At 35.6% G+C, this 25,000-nt stretch carries 22 protein-coding genes (1 of these 22 cut by a window edge); 20 read left to right on the top strand and 2 right to left on the bottom strand.

The window, feature by feature from the left end; all coding sequences use genetic code 11:
- The 7 genes from AWW83_RS06420 to AWW83_RS06390 form a co-directional block, all read left to right on the top strand.
- Positions 1 to 2,651, top strand: the 3' portion of a protein-coding gene (locus AWW83_RS06420; RefSeq protein ID WP_092350101.1) for an amidohydrolase family protein. The gene continues 355 nt to the left of window position 1, outside the view; the window shows 2,651 of its 3,006 coding nt (coding positions 356–3,006); its start codon lies beyond the left edge, outside the window; the stop codon is at positions 2,649 to 2,651.
- Between the two features lie 15 nt (positions 2,652 to 2,666).
- Positions 2,667 to 4,004 carry an amidohydrolase family protein gene (locus AWW83_RS06415; RefSeq protein ID WP_092350099.1) on the top strand — a complete coding sequence of 446 codons (1,338 nt, stop codon included), beginning with the start codon at positions 2,667 to 2,669 and terminating at the stop codon, positions 4,002 to 4,004.
- Positions 4,005 to 4,144: 140 nt separating this feature from the next.
- Positions 4,145 to 5,428 carry a diaminopimelate decarboxylase gene (gene lysA, locus AWW83_RS06410; RefSeq protein WP_092350097.1) on the top strand — a complete coding sequence of 428 codons (1,284 nt, stop codon included), beginning with the start codon at positions 4,145 to 4,147 and terminating at the stop codon, positions 5,426 to 5,428.
- A gap of 14 nt (positions 5,429 to 5,442) precedes the next feature.
- Positions 5,443 to 5,952 (top strand): LiaI-LiaF-like domain-containing protein, encoded by a 510-nt coding sequence (locus AWW83_RS06405; protein WP_092350095.1) that lies wholly within the window; start codon positions 5,443 to 5,445, stop codon positions 5,950 to 5,952.
- Positions 5,949 to 6,806, top strand: coding sequence for a deoxyribonuclease IV (nfo, locus tag AWW83_RS06400; RefSeq protein ID WP_092350093.1), 858 nt, complete (start codon positions 5,949 to 5,951; stop codon positions 6,804 to 6,806). Before AWW83_RS06405 ends, nfo begins: the two co-directional genes overlap by 4 nt.
- Positions 6,803 to 8,158: a protein O-mannosyl-transferase family gene (locus tag AWW83_RS06395; protein WP_092350091.1), complete on the top strand. Its 1,356-nt coding sequence runs from the start codon at positions 6,803 to 6,805 to the stop codon at positions 8,156 to 8,158. Before nfo ends, AWW83_RS06395 begins: the two co-directional genes overlap by 4 nt.
- A complete protein-coding gene (locus tag AWW83_RS06390; RefSeq protein WP_092350089.1) occupies positions 8,133 to 8,600 on the top strand; it encodes a tetratricopeptide repeat protein in 468 nt (155 codons plus the stop codon). The genes AWW83_RS06395 and AWW83_RS06390 overlap by 26 nt, the downstream gene beginning before the upstream one ends.
- Here the strand turns inward: AWW83_RS06390 and AWW83_RS06385 are convergent, their stop codons facing one another.
- Entirely contained in the window at positions 8,601 to 8,990 is a 390-nt protein-coding gene (locus AWW83_RS06385; protein ID WP_092350087.1) for a DUF2203 domain-containing protein, read from the bottom strand.
- 129 nt (positions 8,991 to 9,119) lie between these two features.
- Here AWW83_RS06385 and AWW83_RS06380 point away from each other — a divergent pair, with 129 nt between their 5' ends.
- From AWW83_RS06380 to AWW83_RS06320, 13 genes are all read left to right on the top strand, one after another.
- Positions 9,120 to 9,848 carry a phosphatase PAP2 family protein gene (locus AWW83_RS06380; RefSeq protein ID WP_092350085.1) on the top strand — a complete coding sequence of 243 codons (729 nt, stop codon included), beginning with the start codon at positions 9,120 to 9,122 and terminating at the stop codon, positions 9,846 to 9,848.
- A 65-nt stretch (positions 9,849 to 9,913) separates the two neighbouring features.
- Complete coding sequence (locus AWW83_RS06375; protein WP_092350083.1) at positions 9,914 to 10,204, top strand: Hpt domain-containing protein; 291 nt, start codon at positions 9,914 to 9,916, stop codon at positions 10,202 to 10,204.
- Entirely contained in the window at positions 10,201 to 10,980 is a 780-nt protein-coding gene (locus AWW83_RS06370) for a glycoside hydrolase family 191 protein (RefSeq protein ID WP_092350081.1), read from the top strand. The genes AWW83_RS06375 and AWW83_RS06370 overlap by 4 nt, the downstream gene beginning before the upstream one ends.
- Positions 10,977 to 11,384, top strand: coding sequence for an ATP-binding protein (locus tag AWW83_RS06365; protein ID WP_092350079.1), 408 nt, complete (start codon positions 10,977 to 10,979; stop codon positions 11,382 to 11,384). Before AWW83_RS06370 ends, AWW83_RS06365 begins: the two co-directional genes overlap by 4 nt.
- Positions 11,377 to 12,579 (top strand): GT4 family glycosyltransferase PelF, encoded by a 1,203-nt coding sequence (pelF, locus tag AWW83_RS06360; protein WP_092350077.1) that lies wholly within the window; start codon positions 11,377 to 11,379, stop codon positions 12,577 to 12,579. Before AWW83_RS06365 ends, pelF (AWW83_RS06360) begins: the two co-directional genes overlap by 8 nt.
- Positions 12,580 to 12,610: 31 nt before the next feature.
- Complete coding sequence (gene pelF / locus AWW83_RS06355) at positions 12,611 to 14,158, top strand: GT4 family glycosyltransferase PelF (RefSeq protein WP_092350075.1); 1,548 nt, start codon at positions 12,611 to 12,613, stop codon at positions 14,156 to 14,158.
- Between the two features lie 30 nt (positions 14,159 to 14,188).
- Positions 14,189 to 15,811 carry a hypothetical protein gene (locus tag AWW83_RS06350; protein ID WP_092350073.1) on the top strand — a complete coding sequence of 541 codons (1,623 nt, stop codon included), beginning with the start codon at positions 14,189 to 14,191 and terminating at the stop codon, positions 15,809 to 15,811.
- The gene (locus AWW83_RS06345; RefSeq protein WP_092350071.1) at positions 15,811 to 17,550 is read left to right on the top strand and encodes a hypothetical protein; all 1,740 of its coding nucleotides are present in this window, start codon (positions 15,811 to 15,813) and stop codon (positions 17,548 to 17,550) included. Before AWW83_RS06350 ends, AWW83_RS06345 begins: the two co-directional genes overlap by 1 nt.
- Positions 17,547 to 19,010 (top strand): PP2C family protein-serine/threonine phosphatase, encoded by a 1,464-nt coding sequence (locus AWW83_RS06340; protein WP_092350069.1) that lies wholly within the window; start codon positions 17,547 to 17,549, stop codon positions 19,008 to 19,010. Before AWW83_RS06345 ends, AWW83_RS06340 begins: the two co-directional genes overlap by 4 nt.
- Positions 19,011 to 19,017: 7 nt before the next feature.
- A complete protein-coding gene (locus AWW83_RS06335; RefSeq protein ID WP_092350067.1) occupies positions 19,018 to 19,386 on the top strand; it encodes a response regulator transcription factor in 369 nt (122 codons plus the stop codon).
- Between the two features lie 4 nt (positions 19,387 to 19,390).
- The gene (locus AWW83_RS06330) at positions 19,391 to 21,466 is read left to right on the top strand and encodes an anti-sigma factor antagonist (protein WP_092350065.1); all 2,076 of its coding nucleotides are present in this window, start codon (positions 19,391 to 19,393) and stop codon (positions 21,464 to 21,466) included.
- A complete protein-coding gene (locus tag AWW83_RS06325; RefSeq protein WP_092350064.1) occupies positions 21,447 to 23,267 on the top strand; it encodes a DUF2194 domain-containing protein in 1,821 nt (606 codons plus the stop codon). The genes AWW83_RS06330 and AWW83_RS06325 overlap by 20 nt, the downstream gene beginning before the upstream one ends.
- A 54-nt stretch (positions 23,268 to 23,321) precedes the next feature.
- Positions 23,322 to 24,215 carry a hypothetical protein gene (locus tag AWW83_RS06320; RefSeq protein WP_092350062.1) on the top strand — a complete coding sequence of 298 codons (894 nt, stop codon included), beginning with the start codon at positions 23,322 to 23,324 and terminating at the stop codon, positions 24,213 to 24,215.
- Here AWW83_RS06320 and AWW83_RS06315 read toward each other — a convergent pair.
- The coding region (locus AWW83_RS06315) for a response regulator (protein ID WP_143713907.1) at positions 24,197 to 25,000 on the bottom strand (804 nt) is incomplete at its 5' end. The genes AWW83_RS06320 and AWW83_RS06315 overlap by 19 nt on opposite strands.

The raw sequence follows: 25,000 nt of genomic DNA, 5'->3' as shown, positions 1-25,000 counted from the left end.
AAAAAGGAGCGGAAAACTGGAATCCAAATGTTTTGTCAAGTAAACTTGCTTTGAATGAGTTTGCACCAGATCAAAAGGAAGCTGAACGATTAAGGTCGCAAGGTTTCACGGTTGTCCTTTCTGTTCCACAGGAGGGAATTTTTAGAGGTAAAAGTGTTCTTGTTATGCTGGCTGATGGTAAAGCACCGAACGATGTTGTGATTAAGCCAGCTGTTGCTCAACATATCGCTTTTATCCGCGGTTTTGGAAGAGATGTTTATCCAAATTCTTTGATGGGAAATATAGCTTTGATAAGACAAACATTTTACGATGCTAAATGGTACGCCTCCGCATGGGATGCTTTTTCAAAAAATCCATCGCTTCAAAAACCAGAAGTAAATTCATCCCTTGAAGCATTGCAGAGTTCATTAAAAGGTGAGCCTGTTACATTTGAAGCAAATGATGAACTTGACTTTCTAAGATGCGCAAAAATTGCAAAAGAATTTTCTCTTAATGCGTGGATTATCGGAAGCGGATATGAATATCGTAGAGTTGATGCAATTAAAAACACAGGTTATCCCGTAATTTTACCTGTTAATTTCCCAAAACCTCCCGATGTTGAAAATCCTGACGATGCAGACGCAATTGATTTGAGGACTTTGAAACATTGGTATAACGCCCCGGAAAATCCGAAGAGGTTAAATGATGCTGGTGTGACCTTCGCATTTACAACTTACCGACTTGAAAATCCAGCCGAATTTTTACAAAAAGTTCGTGAAGCTGTTGAAAGAGGACTTCCTGAAAATGTCGCTTTGTCTGCGCTCACATTGACACCCGCAAAACTTCTTGGGCTTGATAAAATTCTTGGCTCAGTTGAGTCAGGGAAAATGGCAAACTTCATCATCACGGATAAAAACATTTTTGATGAGGATTCTAAAATACTTCAAGTTTGGATTGCGGGTGAAAAATATGATGTTGAGGGAATGCCTGAATTTGACCCCAGAGGTGAATGGAGAGCAAAGATAAATAATGATACTTTGAACATCAACATAAGCGGTCAGATTAAAAACTTGAGAGGAAGAGTAAGAAGCGGGAATAAATCTGTCAATCTTGTTAAGGTAAGTTTATTTGATAATAATTTAACACTTGCCTTTAATGGTGATTCTGTCGGCATCAAAGGAATTGTCAGAATTTCAGCCTTCGTAAGAAAGGGGACGATGGAAGGTTATGCTGAGGTCTCTGGTGGGGAAAGGTTTGTTTTCTCTGCGGTTAAAATTTCCGAGCCAAGAGATGAAAGACCCAGACAGTTGAAAAAAGTTAAATTTGAATCCATCCCCGTTACTTATCCAGATGGAGCATTCGGATTTTCAAAATTGCCTGAGCAACCTGAATATGTTTTGATTAAAAATGCAACTATCTGGACATGCTCTGAGCGTGGTAAGCTTGAAAATGCCGATATGCTTGTTCATCGTGGTGTAATTGAAAAAATCGGGAAAAATCTTGAAGCACCGAAAGGCGCAGTTATTATTGATGCAACTGGAAAACATGTGACGCCGGGAATAATTGATGCACATTCACACACTGCAATTTCAGGTGGTGTTAATGAATCAACCCAGGCAATTACTGCAGAGGTAAGAATTCAAGATGTAATAAACAGCGATGATATAAACATTTACAGGCAACTTGCTGGTGGAGTGACAGCTGCAAATGTTTTGCACGGCTCAGCAAATCCAATTGGCGGACAAAATGCGGTCTTGAAATATAGATGGGGCTTGCTTCCTGATGAATTGATATTTAAAGAAGCTCCGGCTGGAATTAAATTCGCTCTTGGTGAAAATGTCAAACAAAGCAATTGGGGTGATAGATACACAACAAGATATCCGCAAACGAGGATGGGCGTTGAACAAATCATAAGAGATGCTTTTAAAGCAGCCCTTGATTATGAAAAAGCATGGAACACTTACAGAGAAGAAAGCAAGAAAAAAGTTTTAATTCCGCCGAGAAAAGATTTACAACTTGAAGCGCTTCTTGAAATTCTAAAAGGTCAGCGCTTAGTTCACGCTCATTCTTACAGACAAGATGAAATTTTGATGCTTTTGAGAGTTGCTGAAGATTTTGGTTTTAGAATTGCAACGCTTCAACATGTTCTTGAAGGATACAAAATCGCCGAAGCGATCGCAAAGCACGGTGCAGGTGCTTCAACATTTAGTGATTGGTGGGCTTATAAATTTGAAGTTTATGATGCCATCCCACATAACGGCGCTTTGATGGAAAAAGTTGGAGTGATAACTTCTTTTAATTCAGATAGCGATGAACTCGCACGCAGATTAAACCTTGAAGCAGCGAAAGCAGTTAAATACGGCGGATTAAGTGAAGAAGATGCTTTAAAACTTGTGACGATAAATCCAGCAAAGCAGTTAAGAATTGACAAATATGTTGGTTCGCTTGAACCCGGAAAGCATGCTGACTTTGTTATATGGAGTGGTAATCCGCTTTCAACTTACACAGTTTGCGAGCAAACTTGGATTGAAGGAAGAAAATACTTTGATAGAAATGAAGATTTGAAGATGCGTGAGGAAGCGAAGAAGTTAAGGGACTTCATCATTCAGAAAATTTTTGAAGTCAAATCCAGCGCAAGACCGCAACCGCAATTTGCAACTCAACCAAACTAAAATGGAGGTTTGAAAATGAAGATAAAAATAATTTCGCTCATTTTTGCTTTAACTCTAATTTTTGTGATGAACCTGTATGCCTCTGACATAATTCCGGGCAAACCACAAAATAAGCCGATTGCTCTTGTTGGGGGGACAATTCACACAATCACGAATGGAACAATTGAAAATGGAATTGTCCTTTTTGACAAAGGAAAAATTGTAGCTGTTGGAAAAGATGTTAACATTCCAAAAGATGCAGAAGTTATTGACATAAAAGGCAAGCATGTTTATCCTGGTTTGATAAATGCTTTTACGACAATTGGTTTAGTTGAAATTGGCGCAGTGAGAGCAACTCGCGATGTCACAGAAGTTGGACTTGTCAATCCAAATGTGCGAGCTGAAGTTGCGTTTAATCCCGATAGCGAGCATCCACCTGTAACGCGTGCAAACGGCATAACACTGGCTCTTGTCGTTCCAACAGGTGATCTTATCGCTGGTCAATCAGCGCTTATGATGCTTGATGGATGGACTTGGGAAGATATGACATTGAAAGCGCCCGTTGGACTTCACATTTACTGGCCGAGGATGGTTCAAGCACAAGGATTTGGATTTATGTTTGCAAGACAGAGTCCGGAGGAGATGAAAAAAGAAACAGAAAAACGACTTCAACTTATCAGAGAAACATTTCAAAAAGCGAGGGCTTATAAAAAAGCAAAAGAAGCCGAAACTCAAAAAGGAGTTCCATATCACGATACAGATTTAAAATATGAAGCGATGATTCCGGTTCTTGAAGGAAAAGTTCCTGTTTTCGTTCATGCGAATTCCGCAAAAGAAATTTTATCTGCCATTCAATGGGCGGAAAGCGAAGGAGTTAAAATTGTGATCGTCGGCGGTGCGGATTCCTGGAAAGTTGCGGATGTTTTAAAGAGTAAAAATATCCCGGTGATTTTGACGAACATTCATCGTTTGCCTTCGGGCAGGGATTCTGATTATGATGAACCTTTCACGGTTGCTTATAAACTTTACAAAGCAGGTGTTAAGTTCTGTATCGGTGGTGAAGGTGGATATTACAACGAGAGAAACCTGCCGTATCAAGCGGGAACATGTGCAGCTTTTGGACTTCCAAGAGAAGAAGCATTGAAAGCAATTACGATTTATCCTGCTGAAATTCTTGGCGTTGCTGATAAAGTTGGCTCAATTGAACCGGGTAAAGATGCAACTTTAATCGTCACAACAGGCGACCCGCTTGAAATTCCAACGCAGGTTATTTATGAATTCATTCAAGGTAGAAAAGTTGATTTGTCAAACAGACAAACGAAGCTTTACGAAAAATATGTTGAAAAATATCGTCGGCTTGGGCTTCTGAAATAGTTGCTCAAAAATTTCTCTTTTTTTCATATTTGGGACGCCTTCTGGCGTCCTTTTTTATTTTTTGCGTTTTTTCCAATCTTTCTTGTTGTAAATTTTCGGGTGTGAGGTTATCTTAAAAACAAAAAAGTGGATTTTGAAAATTGGCACATTTCTATTTCAAAGGCGATGAACTCTATTGCGAAGATGTCCCTGTAAGAGAAATTGTAGAAAAATTTGGAACCCCAGTTTACATTTACAGCAAAGCACAACTGGTTGAGAACTTCACAATCTTAAAAACTCTTTTCCCAGATTTCAAAATTTTTTACGCATTGAAAGCAAATTCAAATCCATCTATCCTTAAAATTTTATCCGAGCTTGGAGCGGGTGCGGATACGGTTTCAGCAGGTGAAATTTTCATTGCTCTTGCGTCGGGGTTTAAGCCGGAGGTTATCTCTTTCGCTGGCGTTGGGAAATACGCTGAGGAAATAAAATTTGCAATTGAAAAGGAAATCCTTGCTCTCAACATTGAATCAGAGCAAGAAATTTTTATTGTTAATGAAATCGCTAAATCTCTTGGTAAAAAAGCAAATGTTTTAATCAGAATTAATCCAGACATTGATGCACAAACCCATCCATACATTTCAACTGGGATAAAGACAAGCAAATTTGGAATTGACCCAGATGAAGCAATTGATATTTTCAAAAAAAGTTTGACTTTATCAAATGTCAATCTTTTCGGCATTCACACTCACATTGGCTCTCAAATTGTTGATGTTGAGCCGTTCGTTGAGACAGCAAATTTCTTGGTTATGTTTATTGAAAAATTGGAAAAGATAGGTGTTAAGATCACGCACATTGATTTTGGCGGAGGTCTTGGAGTGAAATATAAAAATGTTATAACGCACAATGAACTCCCATTTGAAGAAGATGATGACAAGGAGATAAATTTAAAACTTTTTGCTGAACAGATTTCCCCACTTTTAAAGAAAACAGGATGTGAAATAATTCTTGAACCAGGAAGATTTATAATCGCAAACGCTGGAATTCTCGTCGGCAAAGTTTTATACACGAAGAAAAGCAAGGTGAAAAATTTTGTCGTTGCAGATATTGCTATGACGGAACTTATAAGACCTGTCCTTTATGGTGCTTATCATCAGGTTGTGCCTGTTGAAATTAAAACAAATGAAATTGAAATTGCTGACATTGTTGGACCTGTATGTGAGACAAGTGATTTCATCGCTCGTGATAGAAAAATTTTAAAACTTTCTCCGGGTGATTTGATTGCTGTTATGACCGCTGGCGCATACGGATTTGTTGCAAGTTCAAATTACAATTCACGATTGAGACCAGCAGAAGTTCTAATTGAAGGGAAAAATTATTATCTTATACGCAAGCGTGAAACTTTTGATGATTTGTTGAGTAAAACTACATTAGCAAAAACATAAACTTAAAATTTGAAATGGCGGTTGAAAAAAAGACAAGCAAAGTTTCACTTGTTTTCGGAGTTATACTTGTGTTGATTGGTCTTGTGATTTTGCTTGATAAATTGGGTGTTGTGTATTTAAGTTGGAAGAAAATTCTCTCCATTTTGCTTGTGATTGCTGGTGCTTATCTTGGATATTCAGGTTTTGGGTTAAATTCAAATAGTAAAGTTTTTTGGGGTTCAATTTTGTTCTTTTTTGGAATTTATCTTTTTATTGATTCATTTGGCTTTTTAAATCCAGATGTTCACTTTTTCTGGCCTGTTGTTTTGATAACAACTGGACTTGCTTTCCTTATGTCATTTGTTAATCGTCCGAATGATTTCGCATTGCTTCTTCCAGCTGTTGCGCTCGTTGGAATTGGTGTCTTATTTCTGCTTACAAATCTTGGCGTTATTTATTCGTTTGAAGTGTGGGAAAGCGTTGAAAAATTCTGGCCTGTTTTACTTATCATTCTTGGGCTTTATCTTATTTTGAAGAAGAGATGAGGAAAAGATTAAACATCGGGGCTCATGTATCAATTGCCGGTGGATTAGAAAAATCTGTTTTAAGAGCGGTTAAAATCGGATGCGAAACAATTCAAATTTTCACTAAAAGCAACGCTCAATGGGGTGCGAGGAAATTAACACCTGACGAAGTGAATGAGTTTAAATCTCAACTTTCAAAATTTAAAATTTATCCCGTCGTTGTCCATAGTTCATATCTTATAAATCTTTGTGCGAAGGATAAAAAAATTTTGAGTAAATCAAGAAAAGCATTTGTTGAGGAACTAAAAAGATACGAAATGATCGGAGCGCTTGGGCTTGTGTTTCATCCAGGTGCGCATCTCGGGAAAGGTGAGGATTGGGCAATAAAAACAATTGCAGAGTCAATTAATCTTGCGCATGAAGAAACAAAAAATTTTAAAACACTGACGATAATTGAAACAACCGCAGGACAAGGAACTGTCGTCGGTTATAGATTTGAGCAAATAAGAGGAATAATTGATTTCGTTGAAGAAAAAGAACGAGTTGGAGTTTGCGTTGATACCTGTCATCTTTTTTCCGCAGGTTATGATTTGAGAACAGAGAAAGGGTGTGAAAGTGTCTTCAAAGAGTTTGACGAGATAATTGGAATTGACAGGATAAAAGTTTTTCATTTGAATGATTCAAAACGGGAGTTAAATTCACGGGTTGACAGGCATTATCACATCGGCAAAGGGTATATCGGCAAAAATGCGTTTCGCTTTATAATGAAAAATCCAATCTTTGAAAACATCCCCAAAATAATTGAAACTCCAAAAGGTTATAACGATGAACTTGACATTATGAACTTAACAACATTGCGAAAACTTGTGAGATGATGAATTTAAAACTCAAACTTGAAATTTATCCGCTCATCTCTGGATTGCTTTCGTTTATTTTTTATCTTATCACGATGAATCCATCTGTTGATTTCATTGACTCTGGCGAGTTAACAGCGGTGGCTTATGCTCTCGGGGTTGCACATCCAACGGGTTATCCTTTTTTCACGCTTATTTCACACTTTTTCATCACATTGCCAATCCCTTTGAGAGTTATTTCAAAGGCAAATTTATTTTCTGTTTTTATTTCTTCGCTTGCGTTATATTTTTTCGCAAAATTTTTGATTTTGCTTTCCGATCAAAGGTCAAAGCATACAGAATTTTTCGCTTTTGTTTCAACTTTGATTTTCGGCTTCACACAATTTTTCTGGGAACAAGCGATAACTTTTGAAGTTCATTCATTTCAAATGCTTCTTATGTCGCTTCTTTTATTTTCAATTTTTAAGTTTGAGAAGACTGATGAAGCAAATTATCTCTTTCTTTTTTCGTTTTTGCTTGGTCTTTCGTTTACAAATCATTTGACTGTGATATTTCTTCTCCCGTCGCTTGTTTATATTTTCATTTCTAATTTCGTCAGGAAAGTAAAGCCAGAAGTTTTAATTTTTATGTTTTTGTTTTTTCTCGTTGGGCTTTCGCCTTTCGTTTATCTTTTTGTTCGCTCAAGTTCAGGTGTTGTCTTAAACTGGGGTGATCCATCAACTTTTGAAAATTTTTTGAACCATATAACGGGCAAGCAATATAGAGTTTGGGCTTTTTCTTCGTTTGAGGTTATGACAAAACAAATTTCTTATTTCATTTCAAAATTTCCCGAAAATTTCGGATATCTCGCTTTATTTCCTGCGGTTGTCGGGCTGTGGAAAATTTTTAAACTCCAAAGAAAAATTTTTTACTTTACAACTATTGCTTTTTTGACCTGCGTTTTAATCTCGTCAAATTACGACATTCACGATATAAACGCATACTTTTTGACCGCAATTGCAATGACATCAATCTGGATTTTTTACGGATTAACACATTTGCCAAGAAAAATACCAAATTCGTTTGTTGTTGCATTGAGCATATTGTGTGTTTTGATTCCGATTTCTGTTAACTTCAAAAAAGTTGATAAATCAAAAAATTATCTCCCCGAAATTTACACGCTTCACATTCTCAAAAACGCCAGACCAAATGCCATCATAATTTCATACCAATGGGATTATTTTGTTTCGCCATCCTTGTATTTTCAACTTGTTGAAAATGTAAGAAAAGACATTGTCGTAATTGATAAAGAACTTTTGCGTCGCTCGTGGTATATTAAACAACTTCAGCGTAATTATCCGTGGCTTATTGAAAGATCAAAAAAACGAAGTTGAAGCATTTCTCGTTGAACTTTACAAATTTGAACACGATTTACCTTATGACCCAATGGAAATTGAAAAAAGATTCGTGAATATGATAAATAGTTTCATTGATAAAAACATCGGTGATAGACCAGTTTATTTGGGGATAGAAATTGAGCCAGAATTTGGAGCGAAATATGTCAGAGTTCCCGAAGGATTTATGTTTAGGTTGTATTCGGATTTGGAATATAAAAATTATGATTATGTCCCGATTGATGTTTCAAAGCGTTGTTTTGATGATTACTCCGAAAATCTTGTTAATTTGATCGTGAAGATGATCGTAAATCGTGGAATTTATGAGTTTAAGTTTGGGAAAATTGAAAAAGCGAAGTTTTATTTTGAAGAAGCGTTGAAGATAAATCCAGAATCTGTTGAAGTAAAACTTTGGCTTGAAAGGTTGAAAGGTGTTAAATAGTCAAATTTCTTCTATTGGTTTTCTTCCCATAAATCCTTCACTTATTGTGTGCCAGAATTTGATCGTGTCTTCACCATGCATCCAGCATAGATAAACTTCCTGACCATTTTCCCTTATGTGCGGGAAATCAATAAGACCTTGTTCAATTCCTTTGACAAGTGCACCCATTGATTCTATTCTCTCAATTATTGCGATCAATTCCTCAAGTTCAACTGGATAATTTTTTTCTCCATTTGGTCCACCCGTGAAGTATCTGTGTCGGTAAATGTCATAACCTTTAATGTCAAGAATTTTTTTGAGTTGCGTCATTCTCTCAACTAAAGGTTTTATCTCCGAAAGCAAGTTTCTTGCTTCTTCAATTGTAAAATGTTTTTCGTGCAGGTATTTCATTTTGATGTGTGAATTTGTTTTGCTTCTTTCCAAAAATAAGAAATCTTTTATATCAGTGTCAAATAATTTTGTGCTGTGGGAAATTTTCTTTGCTTTGTTTAATTTTGGGAAAAAGAGAAATTTTTGAGTATGGCAAAAGTTAAAATTTTTCTGTTAGTTGCGTTTTTAGTTTTTAAAACTTCTGGGTTCTCTCAAAGTTTGTTTGACAAATTAAATTCCGATGCGAAAACATTTGCAAAAAATTCCGTTAATTATTTCTCCGCCCCATTTCAATTTAATAGCAAAGACATTGTTCGTCTTTCTGTGGTGGGAACTGGAACTGCTTTACTTTTCGGAATTGACCATTGGAACAAGGATTTTCAAGGGATTGACAATAAGTTTTTTTCTTCCGTGATGAAAATTGATTCTTATTATGGAACTGCGTGGATGTTTGGGTTGATCAGTGGCTCGCTTTATGCTGGTGGAATTTTATCTGGAAAAGATGAGATAAGAGAGACGGGTTTGATGGTTTTTGAAGCAGGGTTGTTCTCGGGGATCACAACGACAATTTTAAAAGTTGCGTTTGGAAGGGAAAGACCTTATGTGAGTGGAAATAAATTTAAATTTCATCCATTTAGTTTTGGCGGAAATAAATTTTATTCGCTTCCGTCAGGTCATGCGACTTTGAGTTTTGCTATATCAAGCGTGCTTGCTTCAAAGTTTGAGAATAAATTTGTCAAAGTTTTAATTTACACGCCAGCGGTTTTGACTGCACTTGCAAGGGTTTACAACAACCAACACTGGTTTTCGGATGTATTTCTTGGCTCTGCGATCGGTTATTTTAGCGGTGTTTATGTTGTAAATTTGCATAAAAAATAAACGCCGTGATTATTGAATTTATCCAAGAATTTTTCTAAAATTTATAAAAATAAACTTCTTCACATATGCTTGGTTCAAATGACTGGAAAAATTTACAGGAGAAATTTTTATCAATTGCATCTGAAAAATTAAATTTGATGGAGCAAGCACTTTCAAAAAAAGATTTTTCACTTGTTCAACTTTATGCACATCAACTTAAAGGTTCGGGAGCGTCATTTGGATTTGATGAAGTCACGGAGATAGCAGGTCAAATAGAAGTTAAATGTATGCAAAATTCTTGTGAAGAAGTTATTGAACTTGTAAAGAAATTGAATGAATTAGTTAAAGTTTTGAAATCAAACTTGCAAAGCGGATGAGATTGTTGATACTTCTTTTGCTTCTTAACTTTTTGTCGTTTCAATCGGGGAAAAAAATTGAAGATGTGAATAGATATGCTGTTTGTTATTCAAAAATAAATCTGGATGAGGTTAAAAACTTTGAACTTTTAATCCTTGACCCCGACCATTACAGCAGAGATGAAGTTTTGTATCTTAAAAATCTTGGGATCATCACAATTGCCTATCTTAACATTGCTGAATTTGAGACATATAGGAGTTATTCAATTCCAGAGTCAATAATAATTGGGAAAAATCCGTTTTGGAAAGATCATTTTTATGTTGATATTCGCTCGGAAATCTGGCAAAGGTTAATTTTTGATGATAAAATTCCGAAAATAATATCAAAGGAGTTTGATGGCTTTTTTATTGATATGATTGACATTGTTCAGATTTTTCCACAGTTTGAAGAAACGATAATTGATATGGTTAAACTCATAAAATCAAGGTATCCGTATAAGTTTGTGATTGCTAATAACGGTTGGAGTTTGATTGATACTTTGAAAAATTTTGTTGATGCTTTTCTCGTTGAAGGTCTTTTTACAAGATATAATTTTGAAACGAAAAGATATTTTGTCCGCTTTGAGAAGGAATATGTTGATAGAGTGAAAATTCTCAAAAACACAGGAAAGAAAATCTTCACGCTTGATTTTTTATCTGAAGGCGACAGGAGAAAATACTTCGTCAGAAATCTTTCCCGAGGTTATGGATTCACGCCATACATTTCAACAATAGAACTAAATAAAATTTTCAAATGAGGTTTGAGATCAAGGATAAAATCAACGCAGTAAAAATTTCAGAGTTGAGGACAAAATTAAAAAATTTTTTGCTCGCAAATGGAGTTGATGATGAAACCGCATCTGATATTGAACTTGTCGTGAGCGAAATGCTTACGAATGTTTATAAACATTCCTACAAAGAAAGTGAAGGGGATGTTTTGTTGAATGCGGAGATTAATGAGGGTAATCTTGTAATTTCAATAAGGGACTTTGGTGAAAAATTTGCTCCAGAGTCAATAAAAGAACCAAACCCTGAAGTTCTTGCAGATCACGGATACGGACTTTACATCGCAGGTCAAATTATGGACAAAATTGAATATGTCCTTTCTCATGAAACTGGGACGGAGGTTGTTTTAACAAAGTATTTGAAGAAAAATGGTTGATGTATGTTTAATCCTTGAGGGAACATATCCGTATGTCATTGGTGGTGTCTCAAAATGGGTGCATGAACTTGTTAAGAACTTAAATCATCTCAAATTTTCAATTTTGCATCTTTACGCCGATGAAAGAAAAGAGATAAAGTTTGAAATACCTATGAATGTTGATTCAATCGTTGAAATTGATGTTAGAAATGGACTTGGGTTTAAGTTTGATTTCAAAGATGTGATTAGTTTTATCCCGAATGCGAGAATTTATCATAGTTTGTCAACAGGTTTTGCTGGGCTTCTGGGATTACAGATAAAGCAAAGGAAAAATAAACCTTTTATTTTAACAGAGCACGGAATATACTGGAAAGAACTTGAATTTGGTGTAAATGAGGTTGAATGTGGATTTAAAATTTTCAAAGATGAGAAAATCAAAAATGAATTATGCAGTGCAAGGAGAGAGTATTTGAAAATTTTCAAGGACATAGCGATGAGATGCTATCTTGAAGCGGATCTTGTGACGACGGTTTGCAGATATAATCTTGAACAACAGTTGAGTTTAATCCCGTCGGAATTGATTGATGATTTAAGGCGAAAATTCAGAGTGATTGAAAATTTTGTTGATGAAAAGTTTTTGGATGGGTTAAGTCGGGTAAAAGATGTTAAAAATGTTGTTTTCATCGGCAGGGTTGTCCCGATAAAGGATGTTAAGACATTTATAAGAGCAATTCCATTGATACTTGAGGAGATTGGAGATGTTAAATTTTATGTTGTTGGTGATTTAAGACAAGATTTTGATTATGCGATGGAATGTTTCAAACTTGCTGAATCGCTCGGAATTAATGAGAGAGTCATTTTCACTGGTGAAGCAAATTCGGTTGATTATTTGAAAATCGCAGATGTCCTTGTTCTTCCAAGTGTAAGTGAGGCACAACCATTTGTTGTTCTTGAAGCGATGGCTTTGGGTGTTCCAGTTGTTGCATCTTCTGTTGGAGGAGTTCCAGAACTTGTGAATGAAGCGGGGAATGAATGTGGGCTTTTGTTTGAGGTTGGAGATTATAGGATGCTTGCTCAAAATGTTATTAGAATTTTAAGGGATGAAAATTTGGAGAAAATTCTTTCAAGAAACGGAATTAAAAAAGCGAAAAGATTTACACTTGAAAAGTTTGTGAAAAGTTATCGTGAAATTTATGAGTCGTTTTTAAATGAGTGAAATTTGATTTAAAGCAACAGGGAAATTAAGAATGAGAAAAAAATCAATTTTATTTGAAACCGAAGGAACATATCCTTTTGTCGGTGGAGGAGTTAGCACATGGGCTGATATACTTGTGAATAATTTGAAGGAGTTTGATTTTTACATTTACGCTGTCACAGGTATGCCGTATGTTGAATACAAGTATAAGTTGCCTTCAAATGTTAAGTTGGTTCGTCAAATTCCGCTTTGGGGTTCGGAAGAGCCGTTTGAGGACATATTTTTTGAGATACCTTTTTCAAGCATTTACATAAGGAAGACGAAAGTAAATGAAAGGGTTGTTTTAAGAAAATTTATTCCAATTTTTCTTGAGTTTATCTCTTCGCTTATGAATCCGTATTCAGACCCTGAAGAATGCGCTGGCTATGTATGGCTTATGCATAGGTATTTTAGCGAGTATGATTACAAGCAGACATTTAAAAGTTTTTCGGTGTGGCAGGAATTTAAAAAGTTTGTGATTTTAAAATACTTTGAAGATAACCCTTTTCTTTCGGAGGATGAAATTCCGTCAGTTTACGATTTAACACTTGCGATGAGATGGCTTTATCATTATCTTATGCCACTTTATGTTGATGTTCCGCAGGTTGATTTGAGCCATGCAACGGCTGCGGGTTTTTGTGGATTGCCAAGCGTCGTTGCAAAAATGAGAGATGGGACACCGCTTGTCGTCACAGATCACGGTGTCTTTGCAAGGGAGAGATACATTGGGATTGGAGGCGAAAAAAGTTTGAGTTTCTTTGCAAAAAAATTTTTGATAAATCTTTCAATTCTTGTCTCAAAAATGCTTTATAAACTTGCTGATAAAGTTTTGCCCGTATGCAGGTTCAATACAATTTGGGAGAAAATTTTTGGTGTTGATGATGAAAAGATAAAGGTAATTTATAACGGTGTTGATCCTGAAGTTTTCAAACCAAAGCCAAAACCTGAAAAAAATCGTGGAATCCCAACTGTTGTGGCTGCTGCAAGAGTTATGCCATTGAAGGATATTGAGACAATGATAAAAGCAAGCGCAATCGTTCGGGAGCAAATCCCAAATGTTAAGTTCATCGTTTACGGCTCTCTTGATGCAGACCCGCTTTATACGAAAAAGTGTCAAATGTTAATAAAAGAACTCAAACTTGAAAACACATTCATACTCGCTGGGCATCATCCCAAGCCAAGTGAAATTTACAATGAAGGTGATATATCAATTCTTTCAAGTATATCCGAAGGTTTCCCTTACACAGTGATTGAATCAATGGCTTGTGCAAGACCTGTGGTTGCAACTGATGTCGGAGGAGTAAGAGAAGCGCTTGAAGGATTTGGAATAATAGTCAAACCAAGAGACCCGAAAGCCCTTGCGGATGGAGTGATAAAACTTCTTACCGATAATGAACTGCGTGAAACTCTCGGGAGAAGAGCAAGAGAAGAAGTTCTTGCAAAGTATAGAATTGAAATGGCAGTTGGGGAATATAGAAATGTTTATAATGAGTTGATTGACGGAAAAAGATTTGAGACGCTTGATAAGCAAGGCGTTGCCATTGAGGAAATTGTAAAGTGAATTTTTAATTCAAAATAATCAAAACAAGTTGTGGAAGATGTAAAATCTGGACATAATGAAGTGGATAAAGATTTTGCGAAGAGAATTGAAAAAGTTGCTGATGAAGTTTTTGAGAAAATTGGGAATCCAGTAAGTATTTTGCAGGTTTCGGCTGTGATTGAAAGTTTGGGATATAGGCACATTGATTGCCCAAGTGAGTTTGGGAAGGCGAATATATTTGAATTAAGCAAAGATGTGTATAGAATTTGTAAGTTAAAGGCAAGAAGACGAGGGAAAAAATCTAAAAGAGAAATTATTTCATTCTGGGAGAAAGCGTGGAGATTTTTGAAGTATTATTCTTCTGGTATTGTGCTTGGGCTTCCGATAGCAAGCCAGATTGCGTTTATTGCTTTTACGGGATATTCGCTCTGGGCGTGGGTTAAGTTTTCGGAACTTCAAGCAACAGTTGTTGCTTTTGGAACTATTTTGAGTTTTATCACAACTGGTGGATTTACGCAGGTTATGGGAAGGGAAGTCACATATTATTTAAGCATGGGCAATAAATTCACCGCTCGTGAGATTGCAATTAAACTTTTCAATTATGGTTTTGCTTTTTCAGTTTTTATCGGGCTTGTCTTCTTTGTCGCAAATTTTATATTTGAAATTTTCCCGAGAAAATTTCTTTACATAATTCTTGCCTATTATTTCCTTCTATCATTTCTCTGGCTTTCAACGAGCATGATTTATTCCGCAAAGAGAAAACTTTCTATACCTGTCATTCTTTCAATTGGAACGCTTGTTGTCATTTGGCTTCATAAGTTTAAAGGTGTCTCAATTCATATCGCTCATTTTGTTGGATTGCTGACATCAAATTTACTGATGTATCTATGGGCAAGATACATTTTCAGATTGAGAAAAGAGGAGCGGAAACTTGGCTATGTTTCGCTTAAAGTTAAGCGTCCTTCGGTTTTGGCTTATGTTAACAGTCCATTTTTTAAATTCGGGCTTTATTATTTTCTAATTCTCTTTCTTGATAGAATTGTCTCGTGGACTGCTTATTCAAAAGGAAAGTTTTATTTTTTCTGGTTTAAGACGCCGTATGAACTTGGGATTGATTGGGCTTTGCTTTCGTTTGGAATTACACTTGCTGTGCTTGAATATGCTGTAAATGATTTCTCCGAAACACTTATCCCTGTCCAAAAAAATTTTTACGCTCACAAAATCAAATCATATAATTTCTGGTATCTTGATTTTTATTTGTTCAAACTTTCTTTTCTTCTCGTCTTTGGAATGTTAAGCATAATCGCAGTATATTTTGTTGTGATGCGACTTGGTGAAATTTATCAGCATATAAAGGAAGTTCGTGAATTCTTTGCAAGTCCGATTACTTTCAAGGTCTTCTACTTTGCATCTGTCTCTTATCTTTTGCTTGCTGTTGGTTTGATGAATAATCTATTTTTCTTCACACTCTGGAAACCTGATTTCGGGTTGAGGTCAATAAGAATTGCTCTAATAGTTGATTTGATTGTTGGAATTCTTGCAAGCAGATTGATAAGTTGGGAATATGGAGTTTTAGGGTTTCTCGCTGGCTCGTTTACATTTGCGATTTTATCAACTCAATATATGTTGAAGTTTATTCGCACGCTTGATTATCAATATTACTCTGCGTTCTGATGTTTGAAAGTTTAATTTACATATTCAAACTATATGTCGGCTTTGCCATTATCTCGTATTTTGCTTTGAGGTTGAGATTCTGGGATGAATGCGTAGGTGGTGATTGTGTTTTTAAATCGCTTTTTTACTTTCTTCTTTTTCTTTTCCCAATTCTGTTTTTTGCTGTAAAGTTTAAAACGCTTGATGCGTTCTTTGTGGTCTCGGTTTTGTTTTTAATTCTTGGGGTTGATTTTTTAAGTGCCAAAAGAAAATCTGGCGTGAGAATTAACTTCGTCAAAACATTTCTCAATCAAAAAATTTACGACTTTCTTGATGGCATTGCTGGTTTTCGTTTTAAATTTTCAAGTTTGAAATTAAAATTTGAATATGTCCTTCTTGTGATTGTTTTTTCGTTTGGTTTGTTCTTCTGGATCAATCCATCGCTCCAAACTTTATCTCTTTTTTCAATCATACAGCATAACAATCTGGTTAAAATCACATCAATGCTTGTTAATAATTTCAGTTCTGGGATAAATAATGTTGGGATGAATTCAATCTGTGCTTTTTTGAGTTTGATTTTTGGCGTAAATCAACACATCGTTTTGCATCTTTTCGGTGCTTTAAATTACGGGCTTATTTTCGTTGGCATCTCACTTTTGACTTATAGATTGACAAAAAATTTACATTCTGTGATTCTTGCTTCTTCTCTTTTTGCTTTCGTTTTTTTGAGGTTTAATTTCGTTTTAAATCATGTTGAAGGCAGTTCGTTTCTTCTGGGTCTTGGGTGGCTTTTGATGGTTATCTATTTTTGGAAGGATTTGAGATTGTTTCAGAAAATTCTTGCTCTTTTTGTCGCTTTCCTGATTGAATTTTTCGCTGGTTCTGTTCTTGCGTTTTCGGTAGTTGTAGCCGAACTTTTTGAATCTGGCTTTAAGAATAAAAAGAAATTGCATTTTCTCTTTGCGATTTTGATATCTTTGCTTCCATTTGCGATTGAAATTTTTTCAAGAGGAAATCCAGAGTTTGGGATAAAAGCATTTGCTTTTTTTCAAAGCCCAGAGTTGATCGGTCATTCGGAAGAGATTTTGAATGTGGTTGTGTTTTTAACATTTTTAAGCGTCGTTCTTATGTTGTCTTCACAAATTTTCTATGGAATTTTTTCGCTTATTTTGTTAATTTTTACAATAGCAAGCGAGATTTCGGTTTTGAATTTCGTTCCTTATGAACAATTTTTTCCGATTTCTGTTTTACTATTTTTCATCTGGTTTTCGGTTATGTTGAGAAAAGTTTTTGGAAGCAAAGAGAAATTGCATTCTATATTTGTGATTTTAATAGTTGTGTTTTTGGTTTTGAGTGTTTTCATCTATGGAGGTGTTAAAATTGATGGAGCGATTGAGCCAGATGAATTTGTTAAAGTTGTTTTGAAAATTCAAAAGGAGAATTTGCCCTTTTCATTTGCGATTGTTTCTCATTATGGGACAAGAGCGATGGTTGAAAACTGGTCGTATTTTATGGATTGGGATTATTTCCTGCGAAATTATATTTTAATTGAGGACGAGAAAAAAATTTACGAACTTGTTTATGTTTTCGTTCCTGAAAAAAATGCGATGGGAAAAATTCATCAATCTTTTATTCCAAGAATTGACAATTTAACTGCGACGCTTGATTCTGCTTGTGTGAATTACAGGTTTGCAAATGTTGAAATTTATTTTGATGGTGATTATGTCAAAGTTTATAAATTAACGAAGTTAAAAAAGTGATAGAACGAGTAATCAAAATATACACGGATAAGTTTTCTCAATTTTCAAATACGGAGTTTGCAGTTGTTGATGAGAAAGGAAAGATGATCGCAAGGACGAAAAATTTTGAGAACTTTGAGAAAAGTGTCAAAGTTGAATTGAACTCAAATTACGGGAAAATTTATCTTTACATCAAAGGGTCGTCAGATGTTGAAAGGGAGGTGCAACTTTTAAAGTTTTTGTATACTGAACTTTTGAATTACGAGGGATATATTGAAAATCTCGTTCAGGAACTTGCTCACAGGCAAGAGGAACTCGGGATTGTTTATGACATCATAGCGAAGGCAAGTTTGGTTTTTGATGAATCTGAAATTGTCAAAATCATAATTGATAAAATTAGATCATTAATATCTCCGAGGGCGTGTGTTGTTGGAATTTTTGAAAGTGGAAGGTTAAATCAAAAATACACAAGCGGTGAAATTTTACGGGAGACAAGTGAAGATGCTGAAAAATTAATTGAGAAAGCGATTGAAACGAGAAATTTTGTTATTTCTTCGGTTGAATATCAGGGGCGTGTTAAAGGGATGCTTGCTGTGCCAATGTTTTCTGGGGCTCATCAAATTGGTGGAATTTTCGTTTGTGATGAAGGGAGAAATTTTGAAACGGCGGATGCAAAACTTCTTCTCACTCTCGGGAATTACGCAGGGATAATCCTTTACAGAAATAAACTTATAGACGAGATAAAACGAACCGAGGCACTCAAACAAGAAATTGAAATTGCAAAACGAATTCAAGAAAATTTACTTCCCAAAAAAATTCCAGAATGTGAAGGTCTTGATGTCTGTGCATTTATAAAGCCGAGTTCAAGCGTCGGAGGTGATTATTACGATTTTATTTCAAATGGGAAGAAAAATGCTTTTTTAGTTATGGATGTCTCGGGACATGGAATTGGAGCAGCACTTCTTTTGTCAAGTTTGAGAAGTGTTGTAAGATTGATGTATGAAATCACGCCCGATATATCTGAACTTTTATCTGCAATTAACAGAGTGATTTACAAGGATACATCTGAAATCGGGATGTATTCAACGATTTTTATGTGTGAGTATTATCCCGAGGGATTTTTTGTTTATTCAAACGCTGGACATGTTCCGCCGATTTTATTTAAACGAGATGATGGAAGTATGTTTGAACTTGAAATTCACGGTTCTCCAATTGGCTTATTTGATGATGAAAAATATGGAAGTGATAGAATTGAATTTTCAAAAGGTGATATAATCGTTGCATTTACAGATGGAGTTACAGAGGCGAGAAATTCAAATGGAGAATTTTTCGGAGTTGAAAGATTGAAAAACATTATCGCTCAAAATTTTGAAAAAAGTTCAGATGAAATTTGCGATGTTGTTGTTTCAGAGGTTATGAATTTTCAAAAGGATGTTGAGCAGAAGGATGATATAACATTGTTAATTCTCAAAAAAATTTGATTTTGGGATGAAGAAGGTTCTAATTGTTGATGATGACATAACAATCCAACGCTTGCTTGAATTTATATTGAGAAAGTTTGATGTTGATGTTTTGATTTCTGGTGATGGTGATTCTGCGATTGAACTTATAAAAAGTGAAAAGCCCGATCTTGTTTTTCTTGATGTTATGATGCCTGGAAAAAATGGAATTGAAGTATGCCGTGAGATAAAGGCAAATCCAGAGTTAAAAGATACATATATTGTTATGTTGACCGCAAAAGGCGAGGAGTCGGAGATAAAAGATATGTTTGACTCGGGAGCAAATGAGTATGTCCCAAAGCCATTTAGTCCATCTGAAATAATGTCAATTGTCAAAAAAGTAATTTACAAAGAGTGAATTTATGCTCGGCAAAATTTTCAGCAAAGTTGCGAGAGATCCCGTATCGGAAGGAAAGAAACTTATTGATGTGTGGAAGGAGTTTGGGAATTTTATGTTTTTTGAGAAACCATCTTCTGAAGGTTTTGAATTTATATTTGATGTTTTTGAAAGAATTGTTAAAGCGCCTGCTTATTACATTTACTCTTTTTCGGAGTCCAGCGGTTCTTTGATTCTTGAAAATATGAGATTGAGAAATGATATGATGAGAGGGCTTGATGATGAAGTTATTGAGGCGTTGAGAGAGCCAGAGTTGAAAATTATTTTCAGAGATGATTATAAAAATTTTGGTTTCGCTCTCATATGGGCGGGAAAATTTCTTAACATTCCACTTTATCTCGGTGAAAGTTACACGGGAAATTTCTTTTGTGGTCCATTTGAACCAGAACCGATTGATAAAAATCTTGCTAATTGGTTTAAAGAGTTTTCAAATGCTTGCGCTGTCGCTTTGAGGCAGATTAAACTTGGTGAGGAGACACGCTCAAAAATTCGTCTTCTTGAATCGCAGGCACAGGTCAGCAAGAAAATGCTTGGATCAACGCTTGAAGTTAACAAATTTCTTGAACTTCTTCTTGAACTTGCCATAACTGCGACGGGAAGCGATGCTGGATTTATCGCAATGTGGGATGATAAAATTAAAAGAATGAAAATAAGAGCGAGCAAGAATTTGAGCAATGAGTTTATGGATGCACTTGATCTTTCTCCTGACACGGGACTTTTTGAATGGATTGGAGATGGCGAAGAGATGATCGTGCGAGATTTTGAATTTCTTTTGAAGTTTAAAGTTAATTCAATAATCGGAGTTCCACTGGTTGAGGGTGGCAAACTTCTTGGAATTTTTGCGCTTGTCAATTTCAAAAAATTGAAACAGTTTGAGGAATTTACAATAAAAATTCTTTCGGCATTTGTTGAGCAGATAAAAATTGTAATTCACAATGTTGATCTTTTCAATCAATTCACAGAGCGTTATCTTAAAACATTGATAGCTCTTGCAGAAGCGTATGATATGAGAAGTGAATACACAGCGGGTCATTCAAACAGAGTCGCACAGCTTTCTGTTGAGATTGGCAAAAAGCTCGGGCTTGAAATGGAAAAACTTCGTGAGTTAAGAATTGCTGGACTAATTCACGATGTCGGGATGTGCGGTGTTGTTGAGATAAGCGAAGATTATCAAGCTGATTACAATCATCCGATAATTGGAGCAAGTATGGTTGAAATTTTGCCAATTAGTTTTGACATAGTTGAGGGAATAAGGACGCATCAGGAGTGGTATGATGGCTGGGGATTTCCGCAAGGTTTGAAAGGCGAAGAAATCCCACTTTTTGGTAGAATTCTTGGATTGTGTGAGTTTTTTATTGAAATGTCTTCAAATTCAAAACTTCGCAAGGCGTTTTCTTATTCTCAACTTGAAACGGAGATAAAGAAACGAACTGGTTCTCAATTTGATCCGAAGGTTGTTAGTGCGTTTTTTGAAGTTATGAATGAGAAAAGGGAAAAAGCTGGCGAAGTGTGGATTGAAGAGTGCTGGAAATTCAAAGGTGAGCCGAGAGATGTTTGCTCAAGATGCCCTGTTTATGAGGGCAAGTTCAAAAGATGTTGGGAATCGCCAGAGATAATGTGCAGATTTCACGGTGATTATTCGTGCGAAGATTGTTTTATTTTCCTTGAATGGGTTGAAAGAATGAAAACAAAAAAATTGGAGAAAAAAATGGAATACAGCGTTGTTGAAAAAAATAATTACGCAATCGTCAAATTAAAAGGTGAGCTTGATGTCGCAAGCTCAATTCAGGCAAGAGATGTTTTCAAGAACCTGATTGATAAGGGGAAGGTGAATATAATCATTGATTTTTCAGAGTTGACATTTATTGATAGTTCAGGACTTGGCATAATTGTCGTCGCATACAGAAGTGCGAAAGAGAAAGGTGGAACAATAAAATTTGCAAATGTAAATCCGAGGGTGAAGAAATTGTTTGAAATTACGAGAACTGAAAAACATTTTGAATTTTACAACACTGTTGAAGATGCGGAGAAAACATTTTGAAATAATTACGATCGCTATTTTTCTGCTTTTTTCATCGTGCGAAGTGAAAAGAGAAAAACTTAATTTCACAGTTGATAAAGTTGAGAAAATTCTTTTCATTTACGATTCATCTGATCCATATGCTGGCGAAATTGTTGAGAATACGAAATGGGCTTTCAAATATGCGAAGTTGAATTATGACGAATTTGACCTTGCTGATTATCCAGAGGTTGAGATTGAAAATTTTGAAAATTATTATGTTATTGTTTTTGCGACGGAATTTATAAAGAAAATTTCAAAGGAAGATTGCGAGCGGATTAAAAAATTTGTTGCATCAGGTGGTGGGCTTGCGGTTATATATCGTGGATATAACGAAAATCTTTCAGATGTTTTCGGAGTTAAATTAAAAGACAGACAAAACCTGTTTTTAAAATTGGGCAAATCTGGGTTTGTCTTTAATGTTAATTTCTTGCCTATGCTTGCTGGGACTTTTATACCAGATTCAATTTTGAAAGACCTTTCAATGTTTGATTTTATCCATTTTGGCGATAAAAAGATTATTGCTTCTTCAAGTGCTGGTGTCCCAGTTGCGTGGATTTTAAGATATGGGCTTGGAAAAGTTATCTTTTGGAACACATCTCTTCTTTCAAATAAATTGTTTCGTGGCTTTATAACTCAATCAATCGCAAGCGTCTCGGACAAGTTCGTTCAGCCAGTGCCAAATTTTGCAGTTATATTTATTGATGATTTCCCAACCGCTGTTCCAAATGTTAAGAAAAAAATTATCTGGGATGAATTTGGGCTTACGATGGCGGAGTATCATTTCTTCGTTTTTTATCCAGATATGATGAAACTTGCGGATGAGTTCGGTTTGAAATATACTGCTGGACTTGTTTTCAACTATGGTGCGGATATAAAACCACCGTTTCATCTTACAGAGTGGAGAACGGGCAAAGCAAAAGTTTTTGATAAAGAAATTGAAGTTTCAAAAACGATAGCAAGACAATTTAAACTTAAAAATGAACTTGCATTTCACGGGTATAATCATTTTTCGCTTTTAATTGATGAATGGAAAAACATTGAAAATATGAAGGAAGCGTTGAAATACGCACAGAAAAAATGGAAAGAAGAAGGGCTTGGTGAATTGCCGATAACTTACATTCCACCGACAAATCTTATTGACTCAATTGGAGTTCAAGCGCTTGCACAAAGTTTCCCGTCAATAAAAGTTATCGCTGGTCTTTATTCTGGATTTTTTGATGTCGGTCAATATAGAGAGTTCGGGCGAGAACCGTGGAATGGAAAATTTTACTGCATCCCAAGAGTTTCAGCAGGATTTTTCATTGATGATTATGTTAAAACCTTGATTTTAAGCGAGATCGCAATGCTTGGGGTTTGGACTCATTTCGTTCATCCAGATGATATAATTTACACACCAGACGAAGTTGAGAATCCTGAACTTGTGAGAAACTGGTTTTACCTACCGTGGCGTGGGAAGAATAGCGAAGGTCTTTATTTCAAGTTCAGAGATTGGTTGCAAAAGTTGAAAGAAAATTATCCCTTTTTAAGGTTTATGACCTGTAAAGAGGCGTGTAACGAAATGATGAGGTTTGAAAATTTAAAAGTTGAATATGAGTTCATGGATAAAGCGATAAAGATAAAAACGAATCAGAAAAATGTTTTTTTGAATGTCCAGATTGATTTCAAATACAAAAATCTTGAGGTTATCAACGCTGTTGTTCTTAACACTGTGCAAACTGCAAGCACCAATCTTGTCGTTTTGAGGACGACCGATAAATATGTTCTTTTAAAAATGGAGTGAAATTTCGTATTTTTGTGAAATAAGTGAAACAAAAATAAAAGTTTTGGTGAGGAGATGAATTCGCTTATAAACGATTTAAAAAGCACCTTTTTTCATCTTCGGTTTAGTGTTTCGTTTGCTTTTCTTCCAATTTTTCTTTGGGCTTATGCATTAAGTGAGGCGGACATAACGAAAAATTTTTGGTATGGAATTTTGATTTTACATCTTTTGGTTTATCCAGCAAGCAATGGAATTTATGCTTACTTTGACAAAAGGAAAGGAATCATTTCGGGTATCAGGGGAATTAAGCCAGCGTCAATTTTTACGCTTGTTGTTTCTTTAATTTTTCTTGTGGTCGGAATTTATTTAAGTTTTAAAGTTAACACAAGTTATTTCTATGCTGTGTTAATTTTTGTGCTTCTTTCGTTTCTTTTTTCTTTCCCATCAACGGGTATAAAAATAAGACCGCTTTATGGGATTTTAATTGTGTCAATTTCCTATGGAGTTGTTGGGTTTATCGCTGGATGGGTTTGTGGCTCGGATTTGGGGAAACTTAAAGATTGGTTTTATATTGCGGGAGTTTTGGCTTCGGCTGGCTTTGTTGCAGGGTTTTATACGCTTTCACTTGTTTATAGAGTTTCGGAGGATTCAGAAAAAATGGGTGATTTATTTGTTGAAAAACTTGGTTCGGCTGCTGTATTTAGATTTGCGGAAATTATGCTCCCAATTTCGGGGTTGCTTGCCACAATTGTCGTCGCTGGAAAATTTACGCTTTATGAACTTATCGGAGTGATACTTTACTTCCTTATCTGGTTTTTGGTGATAGACAGATTTAGAGTGAATTTTTACTTGCAAAAGGAATGGCAGAATTACAAAACCATTATGAATTTTAATCTGACAAATTCCGTTATACTTTCAATTTATCTTTTTTTGAGGATACTTGCGTTTCACTATTTGCTTATTGATTGAATTGCGTTATTTACGACAAGTAGAAGTTCGTCAAGATCAAATGGTTTTGTGATTATATAGTCAGCGCCTCTTCTTTTTGCTTCATCTTCTGGGACATCAATTCCCCATCCCGTTAAGATTATAACTGGTATGTTTTTATTTTTTTGCTTTGTTGCCTTTGATATTTCCCAGCCATTTACATCTGGAAGCGCAAGGTCAGTGATGAGAAGGTCAAAATTTTCGGTGTTGACATATTCAAGTGCTTTTTTCCCGTTTTCTGCGGGTAAAATTTTATAACCAAGATTTAGAAAGACATCTTTCAAGAGATATAAAACAGAATCATCATCATCAACGATTAAAACTGTTAATTTCGTTGCGTTTTCTTTTAACTGTGTTTTTTGAACTTTTTCTGAAACCTTTTCTTTGCTTGCTTGAAGGACGATGGTAAATTTTGAGCCCTTTCCGAGTTCGCTTTCAACGAAAATTTCGCCGTTGTGGCTTCTTATGATTTCATAAACGATTGACAAACCAAGTCCTGTGCCGTGTTCTCCTTTCGTTGTGAAAAATGGGTCAAAAATTCTTGCCATTGTTTCTGCGTCCATCCCAATTCCTGTATCAGCGATGTAAATTGCAACTTTTTCGCTGTTTATATTGTAAATTCCAATGCTTAATCTTCCGCCGTTTGGCATCGCTTCAATGGCGTTTATGATGATATTCACAAGCGCTTCTCTCAATTCAGATGCGTTTGTTATGCCCATTAATCTGTCTTCGGGAAAATCTTTCACGATTTCATATTTAATTCCTGT

The organism is Candidatus Chryseopegocella kryptomonas, from assembly GCF_001536065.1.
Taxonomy (GTDB): Bacteria; Bacteroidota; Ignavibacteria; order Kryptoniales; family Kryptoniaceae; genus Kryptonium; species Kryptonium kryptomonas.
This window is presented reverse-complemented; position numbering and strand designations above follow the sequence as displayed.